Here is a 17,702-nt window from a genome sequence, read left to right on the forward strand (position 1 = left end):
TTAAGCGAAATACAATGTTAAAATATATCTTTTTTCTCTTCTTCTGTTGTTCAGCCTTTGGTCTTAAAGCACAGTATACGTTGTTTGGTCGATCGGGAACTATTTCCTACGATAAGACGATGTATATGAAGAATATCGTAAGTAAAAAATTCATCGCTAAAGCCGATGATAACTCAAAACAATTTTTTGAGCGTATAATACCGAGATTACCAGAAAGTGCCGTGTTAAAGAAGTCTATGAAATTTAATACCACGGAGACTTTGTTTGAGTCGGTAAAAGACGAGAGCCTGGATGCGGAGATTAAGCAGTATATTATGATGCTTGCGCTAGACTTTGATGCATCCACACTTTCAAATATGTCCAACCGATCTTTTTTGAGATACAATGATATTGTAGGTGAAAAAATTATTGTTCAGGATTCCATGAAGCGTATCAAATGGAAAATCACCGATGAATACCGTGAGATCGCTGGGTACAATTGCAGGAGAGCCAATGGTATTACACCGGATTCCATTTATGTCATTGGATATTACTGCAATGAAATTCCGATCAGTGGTGGCCCAGAGTCCATCAATGGTCTCCCCGGAATGATTTTAGGCTTGGTTGTACCTAGTCAGCACGTTTCCTATTTTGCAACAAAAGTTGAACTCAGCAACACCGTAGTGATGGACAAAAAGAAATTCGAGAATACCAAAGTCAAACGAATGACAAGAAAGGCCATGACAGATCAGATTACAAGTGTGCTGTCTCAACACATGAATAAAGAAACTGTTCAATTTATTATGGAACTTGGCAATTTATAAAGATCACAGCATGCTGTTTATACAATATGTTGCATATTTCTAACTGTTTAGATAAAAAAGCTCTTCAAAAGAAGAGCTTTTTTTATGGTTTTTAGTTTGTATTGCATTGTTAGTCAATTGTTTGTTTTATTTTTTAATACCTTTTTATTGCTTGTATTTTTTTTGGGATAAACTGAAATTAACTGAAACAAAATATTAGTTTTGTGCACGAATTTTATTATTTATATAATTATATACTATCCAAAACCATATTATGAAAAGAGTGGGGCAACTACTTTTACTTATTTTATTCTGTTTCTGCGGAATAGTTCATGCTCAATCGCGAATTGAAGGAAAAATCAGTGATGTAAAAGATCAGCTTAAGCTGCACAATGCAACCATTATGTTGTTAACAGCCAAAGATTCTATTTTGACCAATTTTACCCGTTCGGATGAAAATGGTAAGTTCGCTCTTGAGCGTCCTGATACTGGACAATATTTTATCATTGTCACCTATCCGAAGTATGGTGAATATTATGCAGAGATCTTGCCAGGGCAGCATTACAATAACCTATCTATTGGAATGACCAGTAGCGCAACCCTATTGGAAGAGGTAATTGTTATGGGGCGGGTACCCATTAGTATTAAGGGGGACACAACGGAATATGATGCTGGAAGTTTTAAAGTGGAAAAAAATGCCAAAGTTGAAGATTTGCTGAAAGTCTTACCTGGGATTACCGTCGACGCCTCTGGAAAAATCACTGCACAAGGAAAAACAGTGAAGAAAATGCTTGTTGACGGGGAGGAGTTCTTTGGTGACGATCCAATTTTGGTAAGCCGGAATATTCGTTCTGATATGGTTGACAAAATTCAGGTCTATGAAAAAAAGTCTGATAAGGCTGAGAAAACAGGAATTGATGACGGTGAACGTACACAGACAATCAACGTGAAACTAAAAGAGGAAGCTAGACGCGGAATATTCGGAAAAGTTGATGTCGGTGGAGGTAGCGATAAATTCTACGCTGGACAGGGCTTTTTGAACTATTTTAATCAATCGTTTAAAGCTTCGGCTTATTTGATTGCAAGCAATACCGGGAAGACCGGTCTCAGCTATGATGAAGTGAATAGTATGGGGGGAGATTACGATGGCGGTGATAATTTTAATGGCGAAGGTATTCCCAAATCCTTGAATACAGGATTTTTATATTCGGATAAAACCGCTAACAAAAAACATGCTTGGCGGATCGACTATAAGCATCTCCGATCCGATGTCGATCTAGATCGCAACGTGTTCACACGCAATGCGGCACGTGACACGATATTAACAAGCAATAGCAGCACATTGGCATCAAACGAAAACAGAAAGCATAATATTGGTTTGAAATACGAATTTAAGGTCGATTCCATGTCGGATTTAACGGTTTGGGCAGGTGCAAACAAAAGACATGATAAAAGTTCTTCGGAGACGCAATCAACTACTGTAAATCAATTTGATCAAAAGATCAACAATAACATGCGGAAGTTTACGAACGATTCTAAGTCAGAACAGTATAATGCCTCAGCACTCTATGTAAGACGTTTTAAAAAGAAAGGCCGTTCGTTATCATTCAACTATTTTACATCAGGTAATAAACAGGATGGTGAGCAAGATTTGTTTTCTAAACTCAAATTTTACAAAGAAGGGAATGCTGAAAGAGATTCGACTCTCGACCAGAAGAAATTTGTGAAAAACAGCTCTTTTTCCACGGGCGGTGAATTCGCTTATTCCGAACCGATTTCAAAAAAGATGATCCTTTCTTTTGAATATGGATTGAATCTCAACAGAAATAACAACGCAGTTAGATCTTTCGATAAAAATCAGCATACCGGTACTTTTGATAGGCTAGATAGTTTGTATAGCAATGATTTCTTATATAAAACGATAAAAAACACCTATAATTTCGCAATTAATTATAAACCCCTGGAAAAGCTAGTGATCAATGTCTCGAATAAGTTCGAAAACAGTAATCTGTCACAGTTAAACCGGATGGAAAATTCGAGACTCTCACGATCTTTTTTTGTCTATAATCCGGTGGCTAATGTTAATTATGAAATACAAAAAAATAAATCGATCAATCTGGAATATCAGGGTACCAATGGTTTGCCTTCTTTGAATCAGATCCAGCCACTCCGGTCGAATTTGGACCCTTTGAATGAATATCTAGGTAATGAAAATTTGAAACCCTCCTACACCAATAATTTGAATCTAAGCTTTAGAACGTATTCCGTGTTGGAAGATAAGTTTATAGGTATATTTTTGAGTGCATCACGTACCAACAATGCTTTGGTGCAAAATACAACGATTGATTCATTGGGCAAGACGACATTTGTCTGGGGAAATTTGAATCATAACAGCAATAATCAAATTAGCATCAGGCCAATGTATTACGGCAAATTATGGAAAAAAATTCAATTGAGACATGGTGGCGGTCCATCGGTATCTTTCAGCAACAATTATAACTATGTCAATACTGTTTTGGCGAATGCCAAAGTGCAGCGTTATGCGATCAATTATAGTCTACAGCGATCGACCACCAAAGGCTTGGACTTTGGTATTGAATTGTCTCCAGGATATCTTATACAAGACAATTCCATCGGTGCAATGGAAGATAGTAAGGGATTTACGTTTTCATCTGAAGGAAACCTAAAGTATTTTCTTCCGGCTAAATTTATTGTGCGGGCAGATTTTAGCTATACGTATCAGGCACCCACGGCGGTGTACAGTAAAAAATTTGAACGATTTGTGCTGAGCCCTGCATTGTCAAAAAAATTCCGAAAAGATGAAAAGCTCGAATTGACCTTTATGGTTAATGACCTCTTCAAACAGAATGTGGGTTTTGACAGAAGTCAAAATGGAACACTACTGACGGAACGCCGATACAATACAATCAGTAGATATTATATGGTTAAGCTCACTTGGGAAATAAATAAAATGCTCGTAAAATCGAAATAAAATGAAAGATATCAAAAATTTACTCGTCCTATTGCTGTTCTTTTTCTGGGAAGCTACAGCTGTTGGACAATATGCTTATTTTCCTACACAAGGAACAATTACGTATGACAAGACTGTGTTTCTTAAAAACCTGCTCAAACGCTATGCAACTTATGCAAAAGACGAGGATACACGAAACTCCATCAAAGAAATGATGGGGCAGATTCCCGAAAATCAGGTGTTGAAAAAGAAACTGACCTTCTCCAATGATGAGGTGCTCTATGAGCATATTGCTGAAGAGTATTCGGACGTTGTTAGTGGCTTGATGCGCTCTGGAATTTTTGAGTCGGGGATAAGTGGCTATCAGAATCTGAAAAGTAAAGCCTTTAATTCTGTCTTTGAGTTAGGTGGGGAAAGGGTTGTCGTGGCGGATTCGACATTGAAGATCAAGTGGAAAATTACGAATGAGTACCGTGAAATTGCAGGTTATCCCTGCCGCAGGGCCAATGGACTTGTATTGGATTCCATCTATGCCGTTGCTTTTTATACGGATCAAATCCCTGTTTCGGGAGGTCCTTCGGCCTTTAATGGATTACCGGGGATGATCCTTGGTTTGGCCGTTCCAGAACTACATTACAATATGTTTGCGACAAAGGTGGAATTGGGCGCTGTAAATCCTTCATCGGCAACATTGTTGAAAAAGAAAGATAAACCCTTGACCAGGCAGCAGGTTTATGACAAACTGAAGGCCTCTTTCGGTGATTACCTGGGTATTAAGATTTATAATTTGGTGATGGCCTGTACATTTCTGTAAAAGCCAACAAAAAAGGCCTTTCATGTGAAAGGCCCTTTTTATGTCTAACTTCGAAAAAGACTATTTTCCGTCGTTTTTCTTAGCAGTAACTTCGTTACGAAGTTCTTGTGCTAAGGTTTTGATTTCTTGTAATCCTTTACGTACACGTGTACCAGCTGCAGAATTACCATTGTTGAAGAACTTGTCTGCATCAGCTTCGATAGAAGCTACTAACTCTTTTAATTTTACGTAGTTTTCCATTTTTTTATAATTATAATTTTAGTTTTTATGGTTTTTCCTAAACACTCCTTAAATATACAAAAACGAATCAAATAGAAAATAAATTTCGTTTTTTTTTATCGAAAAAGCTTAAAAAAAACTATTCAACAATCTTAAGTTCGTCAATAATGTTAGTTGCACCTGCAAATTTATCGATGATAAATAATACATAACGGATATCAACTGAAATTGTACGTTGTAGCTTATGGTCGAAGATCACATCACCAGCCATTGCTTCAATGTTACCATCAAAAGCTAGGCCAATTAATTCACCGTTGCCATTTATCACTGGTGAACCTGAGTTTCCGCCTGTTATGTCATTGTCACTTAGGAAGTTTACTGGTAAATGTCCTTTTTTGTCCGCATAGCGGCCATAGTCCTTATTATTGTACAGATCCATCAAACGCTGTGGCAAATCAAACTCCTCGTCGCCCTTTTTGTATTTTGCAATAGTACCTTTTAACGTCGTGTAAAAGTTCTTGTCAGCATCGTTACGCGGGTCTTGTGGTAAGCCTTTGATCGAGCCGTAAGTTAAACGTAAAGTACTGTTCGCATCCGGATAGAATTTACCTTTTGGATTAGAAGCCAATACACCAGCAACATATTTGCGATAAGCACCTTCAAATTTGTCGTCTTGTGCTTTCCAGCTAGGATCTACTTGACGGTATCTGTTAAGTAGGGCCGAAGAAAGTTTATACAATGGATCATTGGCTAAGATTTCAGCGTTAGGGGTAGCCAGATAATTGTTCAAACGTTCCGCTGAAGCGAAGATGCTGTTCTTCACAGATTCTTTGACATACGCCGTAAAATCGCCATTGTTTTTAGCCGCCAATTCTGCAATATATGGTGCAATATTTCCTGCTTTTTTAGCGTAAAGATTCAATTCGTCAATCAATACCTGCTCTTCAAGCGGCATATACATTTTTTCATAACCTGCATCGATGGCCGACTTTAAACGAGGAAGAATAGCATTTCTTCTTGCTTCATCTCCAGCAGCATAAACTTCTAAACCGGATCCGATTGTATACGGTAACGCTGCCATTGCGCTAGAACGCAGCATGCCCATTAAATAATTGTCATGTCTAGCTTTCTCGTTTGTCGAAGCATAAAATTCGTTGATTGTTTTGATGACATCACCGTACTCTGCTTTGTTAGCAGCTTTATTTGCCCATTTGTCAAATTTAGCTTCGTCTTTTGCTTTCGCTTCCGCCGTTTTATGTAATGTCAAAGCGTCAATCATTCCTTGACGGTTTTTCCAGTAATTCGCTACTTGAGAGTATTTCGAAGCGTAGTTCAATTTGACTGCCTGGTCTTGGTCCATGAATTTTTTCATGGCATCCATACCTGTTTTAGAAGCTTCTACCCAAGCTGGATAAGCGAATTTAACATTTTGGTTGATGCCACCAGAAGGCATCCAACGATTGGTGCGACCTGGATATCCTAAGATCATTGCAAAATCTCCTTCTTGAACACCTTTTAAGCTGACAGGTAGGAAATGTTTTGGTTTCAAAGGAACATTATCTTGTGCATACTCTGCGGGATTCCCATTTTTATCAGCATATACGCGGAAAATCGAGAAATCTCCGGTATGACGGGGCCATTCCCAGTTATCGGTATCACCACCAAATTTACCGATGCTATTTGGAGGCGTGCCCACCAACCGAACGTCATTGTAATCTTGGTATACAAAGTAATAGTACTCATTGCCTTGATAGAACGATTTTACTTCAACCACATACTTGCCATTTTCGCTATTTTCCTTTTGGATTTTAGCAGTCTCAGCAGCAATGATCTTTTTACGTTCATCTTCAGACATTTTGTTGTTGACCAAACCTAAGATTCGTTTTGAAACATCATCCATACGCACAAAAAAGCGAACCGATAGAGACTTAGGTTTTAACTCTTCATTTTTGGATTTGGCCCAAAAACCATTTGTTAAATGATCATTTTCTGGTGTAGAAAGTTCTGCAATAGCACCATATCCACAGTGATGGTTGGTGAATACCAATCCTTGATCAGAAACGATCTCAGCGGTACAGCCACCATTGAATTGTACGATTGCATCCTTTAAGCTCGAGTGGTTAATGCTGTAGATTTCTTCGGCACTTAAGCGAAGTCCTTTTTTCTGCATATCTGACTCATTCAGACGCTTTAGATACATTAAAAACCACATTCCCTCATCGGCAAATGCAGCAAAGCTTGTTGTGATGAACAACAAACACATCCATAATTTTTTCATATCAACCTGATAAAAAGTTTGTTTATACAGTACAAAAATGCTTTAATTCTCTTAAAAACCAAAATATTAGACTTTATAATATGCTTTTTGCCAATTTTTATGTCAATTGAAAGTAAATGTGTACCGTATTGGTTGTCAAGGAAAGTCAAATGGACTCTTTTCCTTATCTTTGCAAGATGCAGCAATCATTTGAAAATTTTAAATTCAATAAACAGATCTTAAATGCGATAGCGGAGGCGGGGTATCAACAACCGACAGAGATCCAGGAAAAGGCAATTACGCCAATATTGGCCGGTCAGGATGTGATGGGTATCGCTCAGACTGGAACTGGAAAAACGGCGGCGTTCGTTTTGCCCATGCTGATGAAGCTAAAGTATGCTCAGGGAAATGATGCGCGTGCGTTGATTTTGACACCAACGAGGGAATTGGCCATGCAAATCGAAGAAAATATTAAACTGTTTTCTACTTATCTTGATTTGCGTTCAGTGGTACTTTATGGTGGATTAGGGCCAAAAACTCAAATAGAAGCACTCGAAAAAGGAGTGGATATTATCGTTGCAACTCCGGGTCGATTTTTGGACCTGTACCTGGAAGGACATATTGGCGTTAAGTCACTTAAATTTTTGGTCTTAGATGAGGCCGATAAGATGATGGATATGGGCTTTATCAGTAAGATCCATCGCGTGCTTGAAATTGTGCCACGCAAACGGCAGAACTTACTGTTCTCAGCAACAATGAGTGAGCTTGTCCGCAAAATTGCAGGCGATTTCTTAGCATTTCCGACGGTTATTGAAGTGTCCGAACAAGCTACACCAGCGAAGACGGTAAGCCAGGCGCTCTATATCGTTCCCAACCAAAAGACAAAATTGAATTTACTTCAACATCTCCTAAAAGATGATGAAGCGTTTAGCCGATTGATTGTTTTCTGTAAAACAAAGCAGGTAGCAGATAATGTTTTCCACTTTTTGGAACGCAAATATGGTAAAGATGAGGTTCGTGTTATTCATGCCAATAAAGGCCAGAACACACGCATCAACTCTATTAATGCATTTAAGGAAGGAAATATCCGGATTTTGGTCGCAACGGATGTGGCGGCGCGAGGACTTGATGTTTCTAATGTAAGCCATGTGATCAACTTTGAAGTACCTATTGTTATTGAAGATTACGTACATCGTATTGGACGTACCGGGCGAGCGTTCAATGAGGGGGACGCCATCACGTTCTGTAATGAGGCCGAGAAATATTATGTTCGCAAAATCGAAAAATTGATCAAGCAAAGTATCCCTGTGCACGCACTCCCAGAGGATGTCTTTATCGAGAAAACACCTTTTCATGAAAAACAGGATATTGCGCGCGAGATTGATAATCAAAAGCGAAAAGATGATCCTGATTTCCAAGGTGCTTTTCACGAGAAAAAATACGTTATCAAACAGAAAGAAGTGCGCGAGGCACAACGAGCTTCGGGATTTAAACCAAGAGCAAAAAGTAAAAGTAAATCTGCAGGTGGAAAATCGGGGGGAGCAAATCGTAATTTTAAAAAACGTTAATTTATTGTGCGCTTTACACCACTAAATATCGCTAGTGCATGCCTTGTTGCCTGGTTTGTTATGGAAAACCCCAATGATGAAAAGGCCTTATTTACATGGGGTGCATTTATCCTATTGTTGTTGATATTGACAGTCATTGATATTGTATTTAGGGTCTTTGTAAAGCCAAATAAAAAAATGTGGTTATTACAATTGGCATTTTTGATAGTCGTTTGTGTCACCAGTTTAATTGTTAAAGTTACCTTTGGGTAAAAGGTAAAATTTAAAAATAAAGACGAGTTAGGTTGTAAATCGATGACAAATATAGTCTCTGTTTCAAAAAACATAGCTCAATAAAAATAGCTCAATAATATTAAAATGAAAAAAGCTGAAATAAAATTACAGGTAGCGTTAGATGAAAACAACGTGCCTGAAAATATCATGTGGTCGTCTACAGATGGAAATAATGCAGAGGAATTACCTGCAAAAGCCATGTTTTTAGCCCTATGGGATTCACATTATAAAAATTCAATGCGTATCGATCTTTGGACTAAAGATATGCCTTACGATGAGATGAAACGTTTTTTCTATGAAACACTTCAAACATTGGGCGACTCCTTTATCCGTTCTTCAGGCGGTGATCCAATGGCAGAAAAGGTTATTGGCGACTTGCGTGATTACTGTGCGCATTTTGCAGATAAAATGGAAGTTTTAATGCCACAACAATAGTTTTAAACGCTTAACAGAAATTTGACCATGCAATACTTCTTAGTAAAATCTGAACCATTTAAATATAGCTGGGAACAATTTAATAAAGATGGCCGTACATTTTGGGATGGTGTTCGTAATTACCAAGCTAGGAATAATATCAAAGCTATGAAAGAAGGTGATTTGGTCCTGTTCTACCATAGCAATGAAGGAAAAGAAGTTGTCGGCGTGGCCAAAGTCGTCAAGGAATTTTATCAGGATCCGACAACAGATGACGAGCGTTGGGTCGTTGTGGATCTGGCACCTGTAGAGACGCTGAAGAAATCCGTTACGTTGGAAACCATTAAGGCTGATGCGCAGTTGCAGGATATCGCTTTGGTCAGACAGGGGCGTCTGTCTGTGATGCCGTTGAAGCCGGAGGAGTTTGATCGGATTTTAGCGCTCGGTAACGAGTAAACTACCGCAAATAAATAAACCCAGTGTATGGGGATATAACAAAAAAGGGAAAACAAGCTGTTTTCCCTTTTTTATTATTTGCACGGTATGTAAGCCATAAAAATTAGGTATTAATTCTTTTGGCTAAAAAGACTGACCAGCGCTTTTAATTTTTTTGCATTTTCAGGCTTTAATTTCCCCGCGAGAATAAGGCGCAGCTCTCTTCGTTGTAATGCATCTTCGTAAGCTTTGTGTTCTATCTCTGTTTCAGGAATTAGTACCGGCACAGCTTTGGGGTTGTTATCCGCATCAACAGCAACAAAGGTATAATAAGCTTCGTTGGTTTTTACACGGGTGCCTTCCGGTAAATTAGATGCGAAAATTTCCATGCGTACTTCCAAAGAACTATTAAACGCACGTGTTACTTGAGCTTGTATCGTGACGACCTCACCCAGTTTAATGGAGCGCTTAAAAGATACGTTGTCAACAGATACTGTGACGACGACATTGCTACAGTGTTTTTGAGCAGCAATAGCCGAACAGATATCCATCCAATACAATAAACGGCCACCCATCAAATTCCCAAAAGTATTTGTGTCGTTGGGTAATACCAATTCGTTCATCTCAGTGTATGACTCTCGCGCAAATTTCTCTATCATATCATTATTTGTCATTATCGTCCAAACGTTTTGAATTGATGATCTATGATTGCCAAAGCATCCATAAATGACGTCGGCACATAACTCAATTCAGCGTTAGATCTAGTCAGATCAAAGCCTGTCTGCCGTGGCCTGTTCTCCGCCTGTCCAATGCTGGCAGCACTGATCTCTGAAATCAGTCCTTTGTCTAGCTGCCAGTAGTCTGCAATTTTGTAGACTGCCTCATTGATCGACATTAATTCTGCTCCTGAAATATGAAATATTCCCTGCGCTTTTCTGTCAATAGCGAGTTGGCAAGCATAAGCTAAATCATCCACAAAGGTAGGCATTCTCCATTGGTCATTGACTACTTTTATGGGCTCATTTTGCGACAACTTACTTTTAGCCCATAATACGAGATTCGAACGATTGGGGTCAGCATTGATCCCATAGACTAATATTGTGCGAAGGATAGCATAATGACAGCCCGATTGTGCAAGCACTTGTTCGGAAGCATATTTACTTTTCCCATATTCACTTTGTGGATTGGGGAGATCTGTTTCATCATAAGGCGTATTTTTTTTGCCATCAAATACAAAGTCCGTAGATAAGTGGACCAGTTGAGTCTGATGTGTAGTACAATAGGAGGCAAGATAGGCCACAAGATCGACGTTAAGCGATTGACATGCGGCTTGATCTGCTTCACAAGCTTCCACACTTGTCATGGCTGCTGTATGTACAATTGCATCAAAAGTTTGTGCAGCTAAAAAATCTGTCAGTTTTTCCCGATCCGATAGATCTACTTGATAGAAAGTATAATTCACTTGATTCGGGTTGCGATTTGGACCCTTCGAAATGGCAACAACATCATATTGGTCATTTTTAGCAAGTAAATCAACGACTTTTTGGCCGAGGAATCCATTGGATCCTGTCACTAGTATTTTTTTCATCAACAATAATTAAATGATATCCAAGCACCCGTTTATAAAGACTCGTTTGCAGGGACTTAAGTGCGCTGTTTAGTTTATTCGTGTATGTCTACAAACTCGTTGACTAATCTCTGTTATAGCATTTGAGCATATAAAAAGCTAGATTATCACTTGCTGTTAAAGACAAATCCGCTTTTTTTGTTTTAGTTGGTCCATATAAAGTCCATTTTACTGGATTGTTTCATGATATTTTCAACCACTGTTTTTTCTAGATCTAAAATGGCTTTTAAAGCATTGTAATCAATTTTATCGGCATCATCGGTCGGCATATGGTAGTCTGGGTGTCCACCAGTATGGAAAAATAACACCGGTATATTCTTTTTGTAGAATGAAGTTTGGTCAGATCCGCCATTACCATCCTTACTAAGATTAAATTTTATAGGTGCTTGAACATCTTTGAATATAGCCGGCCATTGACTGCTTGTTCCATAGCCGATTACAGCAAGGCCATTGCTGGGATTATAACGGCCAATCATATCCATATTCAGCATGGCTGTGATTTTCTCCAATGGGAGCGTAGGGTGTTCCGTAAAATATTTGGAACCTATTAATCCCAATTCTTCTGCCCCGAAAGCGATAAATAATAGGTTGTAAGGTTCTTTTTGCTTGTTGCTGCTAAAGTAACGTGCGAGCTCCAATAAACCAGCAGTACCAGAGGCATTATCGTCGGCTCCGTTATGGATTTTGCCTACTCCTAAAGAATCCTTTGAGCTTCCTTGACGACCTGTTCCCAGATGATCGTAATGTGCGCCTATAACAACTGTTAAGTCGGCACCATTGTCAAGAAATCCAATGATATTATCTGCATTGCGAATGCTGTCTGCAACTTTTACCTTCCAGACTTTGGCTTTGAAGGATTGGCGGTAGCCTTTTTCACCTTTAGGCTCAAGTTTGTATTTTTTGAATTCCTTTTCAATATAATCTGCAGCTTTAAAGACTTCCTTACTGCCCGTTCCTCGTCCTTGCATTTTGTCGTCAGCGAGGTAATAAATATGTTTCTTTAAGTTGGAAACTTCGATCTGCTGCGCCTGTGCTATTTGGATTCCTAGTAGGCAGCAAAGTGTCAGAAGTAGACTAATGTTTTTCATGCGAATAGTAGAGTTTAGAAGTTGTATTGGGTTATATGTAAAAAAAATAAAAGCCTTGCGATTAACAAGGCTTTTAAGGAATATTTCGTTAATCTTCAACGATTTCGCTGTGTATGCTGGATTTTTCTTCTTTTTCGGTTTTGAAATACCGTTTTTGAAATAACAGGATTAAAACCACCCCAACAGAAATCGCCGAGTCTGCAATGTTAAATACAGGTCGGAAAAAGAGAAACTCTTCACCGCCCCAAAAGGGCACCCAAGAAGGGAAGTTACCTTGAATCAATGGGAAATAAAGCATATCGACTACTTTCCCGTGTAGGAAGGAAGAATAACCACCACCTGCTGGAAACAAACTCGCTTTATCATACCAGGTGCTTTCACTAAAGATGACACCGTAAAAAGCAGAATCGATGATATTTCCAAGTGCACCGGCAAGAATTAAGGCAACATTTAAGATGAAACCCCGGTTGTACTTATTTTTGATCATGTAATGCAGGCCGTATCCAATACCCGCTACGGCTAAAATACGAAATACCGTCAAAAATAATTTTCCATAATCACCGCCAAATTCCATCCCATAGGCCATTCCATTGTTTTCAATAAAATGAATCTGGAAAAATTTGCCCAATACATGGTGGCTTTGTCCGATTGTCATGGATAACTTAACCCAGATCTTCGACAATTGGTCTATTAAAAGTATCGCGACAATAAGCGCGATCGGTTTCGTATAACCCTTCATTGTGTTATAAAAATGGTCTTTGCCTAAACAAAGACCATATATTTAATGCCTAAAATTAATATTGTTTGTTTTTCGCTTCGATGCTCAACGTTGTATGTGGAACAGCTTTCAAACGTTCTTTTTGAATCAGTTTCCCTGTTTCTCTACAGATACCATACGTTTTGTTCTCGATGCGCACCAACGCTGCTTCTAGGTTGTCGATAAATTTCTTTTGACGAGCAGCCAATTGGTTTGTTTGCTCTTTTTCCAAAGTAGCTGAACCGTCTTCCAATGTCTTGTACGTTCCAGCAGTATCGTCGGTACCATTAGCATTACTGTTATTTAGCGTTGCGGTCAACGAGGAAAGCTCTTCTTTTGCTATTCTAAGCTTGTCCAAGATAATATCTTTGAATTCTTGTAATTCTGAATCGCTATAGCGTGTTTTCTCGTTGTTGTTTGCCATAATTTAATTTTTTTGGATTAATGCCTTAAGTTCTTTGCCATCGATCTCGATGGTCTCTCCTTCAGTTAGTGAATCTTCAAATACCAATGAATCGGCCAGAATTTCGGTGCAAATATACGATAAATTTTCGTTGGCAGCATTGACCACTTCTGAAGCAGCTGTTAACTTTACGTTAATTCTATCAGTTACTTCTAATCCTTTATCCTTCCTTAGATTTTGTAGGCGGTTGATCAATTCTCTTGACAAACCTTCTTTTTTCAATTCTTCGGTGATATGTACATCTAATGCTACGGTCAATTTACCTAGGTTCGCTACCTGCCATCCCTCGACGTCTTCTGCTATAATTTCTACATCACTCAATAGAATCGTATATGGCGTGCCTGCTAGGGCCAATTCGCCTGTTGATTCCAATGAACTTATTTGATCTATAGTCAACGATTGGATAGACGAAGAAACTAACTTCATATCCTTACCAACTTTCGCGCCAAGAGCTTTAAAATTTGGTTTTATTTTTTTCTTAATGATACCGGTGGTGTCCGTAATAAACTCGATATCTTTGATATTCGTCTCCGAAAGTATCAGATCTTTTACTTTTTCTACCTTTTCCTGGAAGGCACTATCAAGTACCGGAACCAAAATTTTGTTTAATGGTTGACGTACGTTGATGGAGGTTTTCTTACGCAAGGAAAGTGTCAAAGACGAGATGTCCTGCGCTAACGCCATACGTTCTTCCAGATCTTTGTCGACTAGACTTTCATTGTAAACCGGGAAATTCGCCAAGTGAACAGATTCAACTTGTTCCTTATTCGTTGCTGCATTCAAATCCAGGAATAACCTGTCCGAGAAGAAAGGTGATATTGGCGACATCAATTTCGCAATCGTATCAAGACATGTATAAAGTGTCTGATAGGCCGAAATTTTGTCTTCTGTATAATCTCCTTTCCAGAAGCGACGACGGCAAAGACGGACATACCAGTTGCTGAGATGTTCATCAACAAAGTTTTGAATAGCACGCGCTGCTTTTGTAGGCTCGTAATCCGCCAAGTATTCGTCTACTTCCTTGGTCAACGAATTTAACAAGGAGATAATCCAACGATCAATTTCAGGACGTTTCTCCAACGCAATATCGGATTCTGCATAGGAGAACTTATCGATATTGGCATACAATGCAAAAAAAGCATAGGTATTATATAAAGTACCAAAAAATTTACGACGGACTTCATCCAACCCTTCCATATTGAATTTAAGGTTGTCCCATGGAGCGGCATTGCTGATCATGTACCAGCGTGTTGCATCGGCACTGTATTGATCGATCGTCGAGAATGGATCCACACCGTTGCCCAGGCGTTTGGACATCTTATTTCCATTTTTATCCAATACCAGGCCATTGGAAACGACGTTTTTGAAGGAAACCGATTTGTACATCATCGTAGAAATCGCATGTAAGGTGAAAAACCAGCCCCGTGTTTGATCAACCCCTTCAGCAATAAAGTCTGCCGGGTATGCATGATCGAATCCAGCTTTAAAAGGAAATTGTTCCCCTTTGGCTAATTTTTCGTGATCCAGTCCCCATTGTGCATAGGGCATGGCACCCGAATCAAACCAAACGTCGATCAAGTCAGGTTCGCGGAATAACTTTTGTCCGGCATCAGAAACCAAGACGATATCGTCTACATAGGGACGGTGAAGGTCCAATTGTTCGGTATCGAATTTATCCAAGTAAGCTTTATTTTTCGCTTTTTCATCCTCAGACAGAATATCGGAGGTCAAAGAAGCTTCCAATAAAGACTTTAATTCAGGTAAGGAACCGATACAAACCTCTTCATTTTCGTCTTCTGAGCGCCAGATAGGAAGTGGAGTTCCCCAATAACGTGAACGCGAAAGGTTCCAGTCTACCAGGTTTTCCAACCAGTTTCCAAAGCGTCCAGTACCGGTTGCTTCAGGTTTCCAGTTGATGGTTTTATTTAAGGCAACCAAATCTTCTTTCACTGCTGTGGTGCGGATAAACCAGCTGTCTAGCGGATAGTAAAGAACAGGTTTGTCTGTACGCCAACAATGTGGATAGGTGTGCTCATATTTTTTGACATCAAAAGCTTTGTTGTCCTCTTTTAGTTTGATAGAGATCAACACGTCTGTGGGTTTGAAATCTTCTTTTGAACGTTCCTCTGCACTGTAATATTCCTCTTTGACAAATCTTCCGGCAAAATCGGTGATTTCACTTACAAAACGTCCCGTACGGTCCACAGTAGGAACCTCTTTTCCGTTTTCATCTTTTACCAAGATGCCCGGTACGCCATGTTCTTTTGCGACACGAAAGTCATCCGCACCATACGTAGGGGCTGCATGGACGATACCCGTACCATCCTCGGTCGTAACAAAGTCGCCTGGAATAACGCGGAAAGCATTTTCTTGTAAATCCTCGCTGGTGATATAAGGCAACAATTGCTCATAACGCAAGCCAACAAGCTCTTCGCCCACAAATTCTGCTGCAAGCTCCCAAGGAATTACTTTGTCGCCCAATTTATAGTCTTGGAAGGATGCATTTTCGCCTTCTGCTTTAAAATGTTTGCTGATCAGATCTTTCGCTAATACGACGGATACAGGCGCACCGGTATATTTATTGAACGTTCGGATCTTCACATAATTTATTTTCTTGCCTACAACCAGAGCTGTGTTGGATGGTAAAGTCCATGGTGTGGTGGTCCAGGCAATGAATGCAACATCCTCCGCATCGTCGTCAACTAATTTTTCTATAGCTGGATGAAGCTGACTTTTGATCAGTCTAAATTCTGCAACGATAGTGGTATCTTTCACATCTTTATAGGTGCCGGGCTGGTTAAGTTCATGTGAACTCAATCCCGTACCTGCTGCCGGAGAGTAAGGCTGTATCGTATAACCCTTGTACAAAAGACCTTTTTTGTAAAGTTCTTTCAATAAATACCATAAAGTTTCGATGTATTCATTCTTGTAAGTAATATAAGGATGTTCAAGGTCAACCCAATACCCCATTTTGGTGGTTAGGTCATTCCATACATCGGTATATTTCATTACCTCCTTGCGACAAGCGTCATTATATTGTTCTACGGTAATCTTTTTGCCGATATCCTCTTTTGTGATTCCAAGAGCTTTTTCGACAGCAAGTTCAATGGGCAGGCCATGGGTATCCCAGCCGCCTTTTCTTTTCACTTGGTAACCTTTCAAAGTCTTGTAACGACAGAAAATATCCTTAATCGTACGTGCCATCACGTGGTGAATCCCCGGCATGCCATTTGCAGAAGGCGGACCTTCAAAAAATGTATAGGTCTTGCTTTCAGGACGATTATTGATACTTTTTTCGAATATTTTTTCCTGTTCCCAACGGGTCAAAATCTCTTTACCTATCTCGGGTAAATTTAACTGCTTATATTCTTTGTACATCAGACTGTTGTATGCTTCTTTTATAAAGGTCGCTAATTTAGTGATTTATGATGGAAAATGAAAGAGGGCTTTGTTGTACTAATCTCATTAAATCGAGGTCGAACTTTTTGAAATCTCTCCTCGATCAACCGACAAAAAATGAGTGTGGTGTCTACTACGACAAAGGGACTACCTATGGCAGTCCCTTTCTTATTTCATTTGTACTGAAATTCAGTTATGCTGAAAAACTGCTTCCACATCCGCAGGTACTTGTTGCATTGGGGTTATTAAATGTGAAGCCCCTTGCATCGAGTCCCGATTTGAAGTCGATTTCCATTCCGGCAAGATATAGGCCATGTGCTTTGTTCATAAAGATGCGGATTCCTTGAATTTCGTATTCGTTATCGCCGTCCTTTTTCTGGTCAAAGCCCAAGATATAACTCATACCGGAACAACCGCCGCCTTCAACACCGACACGTAAACCAAAATCATCAGAGATTTCTTGTTGATCCTTTAATTTATTTAGTTCCTTGATTGCCCCCTCTGTTAAAGAAACAGGAGCAACTGCTGTATGTTCTGTACTCATTGTAATAGTGTTTTAGCCAATCCAATACAAAAATACATTTTTTTAACGGCAAATTGCTTGACCTGGATTTTTTGACATTTTCGAAACATTC

Annotated in this window: 15 protein-coding genes; 6 read left to right on the top strand and 9 right to left on the bottom strand. The window is 39.3% G+C overall.

The annotated features are described in order from the left end of the window. Positions 1–14: 14 nt before the first annotated feature. The 3 genes from B3600_RS05500 to B3600_RS05510 all read left to right on the top strand — a co-directional run bounded on the left by B3600_RS05500 (position 15) and on the right by B3600_RS05510 (position 4,567). Positions 15–803 (top strand): GLPGLI family protein, encoded by a 789-nt coding sequence (locus B3600_RS05500; protein ID WP_070562299.1) that lies wholly within the window; start codon positions 15–17, stop codon positions 801–803. A gap of 253 nt (positions 804–1,056) precedes the next feature. Then, positions 1,057–3,774, top strand: coding sequence for an outer membrane beta-barrel protein (locus B3600_RS05505; RefSeq protein WP_286752343.1), 2,718 nt, complete (start codon positions 1,057–1,059; stop codon positions 3,772–3,774). Position 3,775: 1 nt separating this feature from the next. After that, positions 3,776–4,567 carry a GLPGLI family protein gene (locus tag B3600_RS05510; RefSeq protein ID WP_286752344.1) on the top strand — a complete coding sequence of 264 codons (792 nt, stop codon included), beginning with the start codon at positions 3,776–3,778 and terminating at the stop codon, positions 4,565–4,567. Between the two features lie 60 nt (positions 4,568–4,627). On the opposite strand, the gene B3600_RS05515 is transcribed toward B3600_RS05510, so the two are convergent. Further along, positions 4,628–4,807, bottom strand: coding sequence for a histone H1 (locus B3600_RS05515; protein WP_070562307.1), 180 nt, complete (start codon positions 4,805–4,807; stop codon positions 4,628–4,630). A 118-nt stretch (positions 4,808–4,925) separates the two neighbouring features. Continuing rightward, positions 4,926–7,064 carry a S46 family peptidase gene (locus B3600_RS05520; protein WP_046674056.1) on the bottom strand — a complete coding sequence of 713 codons (2,139 nt, stop codon included), beginning with the start codon at positions 7,062–7,064 and terminating at the stop codon, positions 4,926–4,928. A 176-nt stretch (positions 7,065–7,240) separates the two neighbouring features. On the opposite strand from B3600_RS05520, the gene B3600_RS05525 reads away from it, so the two are divergent. The 3 genes from B3600_RS05525 to B3600_RS05535 all read left to right on the top strand — a co-directional run bounded on the left by B3600_RS05525 (position 7,241) and on the right by B3600_RS05535 (position 9,754). Continuing rightward, positions 7,241–8,611, top strand: a complete 1,371-nt coding sequence (locus B3600_RS05525; RefSeq protein ID WP_070562365.1) for a DEAD/DEAH box helicase — start codon at positions 7,241–7,243, stop codon at positions 8,609–8,611. Between the two features lie 357 nt (positions 8,612–8,968). Next, complete coding sequence (gene gldC, locus B3600_RS05530; protein WP_046674054.1) at positions 8,969–9,319, top strand: gliding motility protein GldC; 351 nt, start codon at positions 8,969–8,971, stop codon at positions 9,317–9,319. A gap of 27 nt (positions 9,320–9,346) precedes the next feature. After that, the gene (locus B3600_RS05535; RefSeq protein WP_112373768.1) at positions 9,347–9,754 is read left to right on the top strand and encodes an EVE domain-containing protein; all 408 of its coding nucleotides are present in this window, start codon (positions 9,347–9,349) and stop codon (positions 9,752–9,754) included. Between the two features lie 110 nt (positions 9,755–9,864). Here the strand turns inward: B3600_RS05535 and B3600_RS05540 are convergent, their stop codons facing one another. The 7 genes from B3600_RS05540 to B3600_RS05570 all read right to left on the bottom strand — a co-directional run bounded on the left by B3600_RS05540 (position 9,865) and on the right by B3600_RS05570 (position 17,611). Continuing rightward, positions 9,865–10,392, bottom strand: coding sequence for an acyl-CoA thioesterase (locus B3600_RS05540; protein WP_286752345.1), 528 nt, complete (start codon positions 10,390–10,392; stop codon positions 9,865–9,867). A 14-nt stretch (positions 10,393–10,406) separates the two neighbouring features. Next, positions 10,407–11,321, bottom strand: a complete 915-nt coding sequence (locus B3600_RS05545) for an SDR family oxidoreductase (RefSeq protein WP_286752346.1) — start codon at positions 11,319–11,321, stop codon at positions 10,407–10,409. Positions 11,322–11,503: 182 nt separating this feature from the next. Then, positions 11,504–12,448: a M20/M25/M40 family metallo-hydrolase gene (locus B3600_RS05550; protein WP_286752347.1), complete on the bottom strand. Its 945-nt coding sequence runs from the start codon at positions 12,446–12,448 to the stop codon at positions 11,504–11,506. Between the two features lie 88 nt (positions 12,449–12,536). Next, a complete protein-coding gene (locus B3600_RS05555) occupies positions 12,537–13,187 on the bottom strand; it encodes a lipoprotein signal peptidase (RefSeq protein WP_070562322.1) in 651 nt (216 codons plus the stop codon). Positions 13,188–13,242: 55 nt separating this feature from the next. Then, complete coding sequence (locus B3600_RS05560; protein WP_046674049.1) at positions 13,243–13,629, bottom strand: TraR/DksA family transcriptional regulator; 387 nt, start codon at positions 13,627–13,629, stop codon at positions 13,243–13,245. Between the two features lie 3 nt (positions 13,630–13,632). Beyond that, the gene (ileS, locus tag B3600_RS05565) at positions 13,633–17,046 is read right to left on the bottom strand and encodes an isoleucine--tRNA ligase (RefSeq protein WP_204990946.1); all 3,414 of its coding nucleotides are present in this window, start codon (positions 17,044–17,046) and stop codon (positions 13,633–13,635) included. 214 nt (positions 17,047–17,260) lie between these two features. Further along, positions 17,261–17,611 carry a HesB/IscA family protein gene (locus B3600_RS05570; RefSeq protein ID WP_046674047.1) on the bottom strand — a complete coding sequence of 117 codons (351 nt, stop codon included), beginning with the start codon at positions 17,609–17,611 and terminating at the stop codon, positions 17,261–17,263. Positions 17,612–17,702: the final 91 nt, after the last annotated feature.

The organism is Sphingobacterium sp. UBA2480, assembly GCF_002341965.1.
Classification (GTDB): Bacteria; Bacteroidota; Bacteroidia; order Sphingobacteriales; family Sphingobacteriaceae; genus Sphingobacterium; species Sphingobacterium multivorum.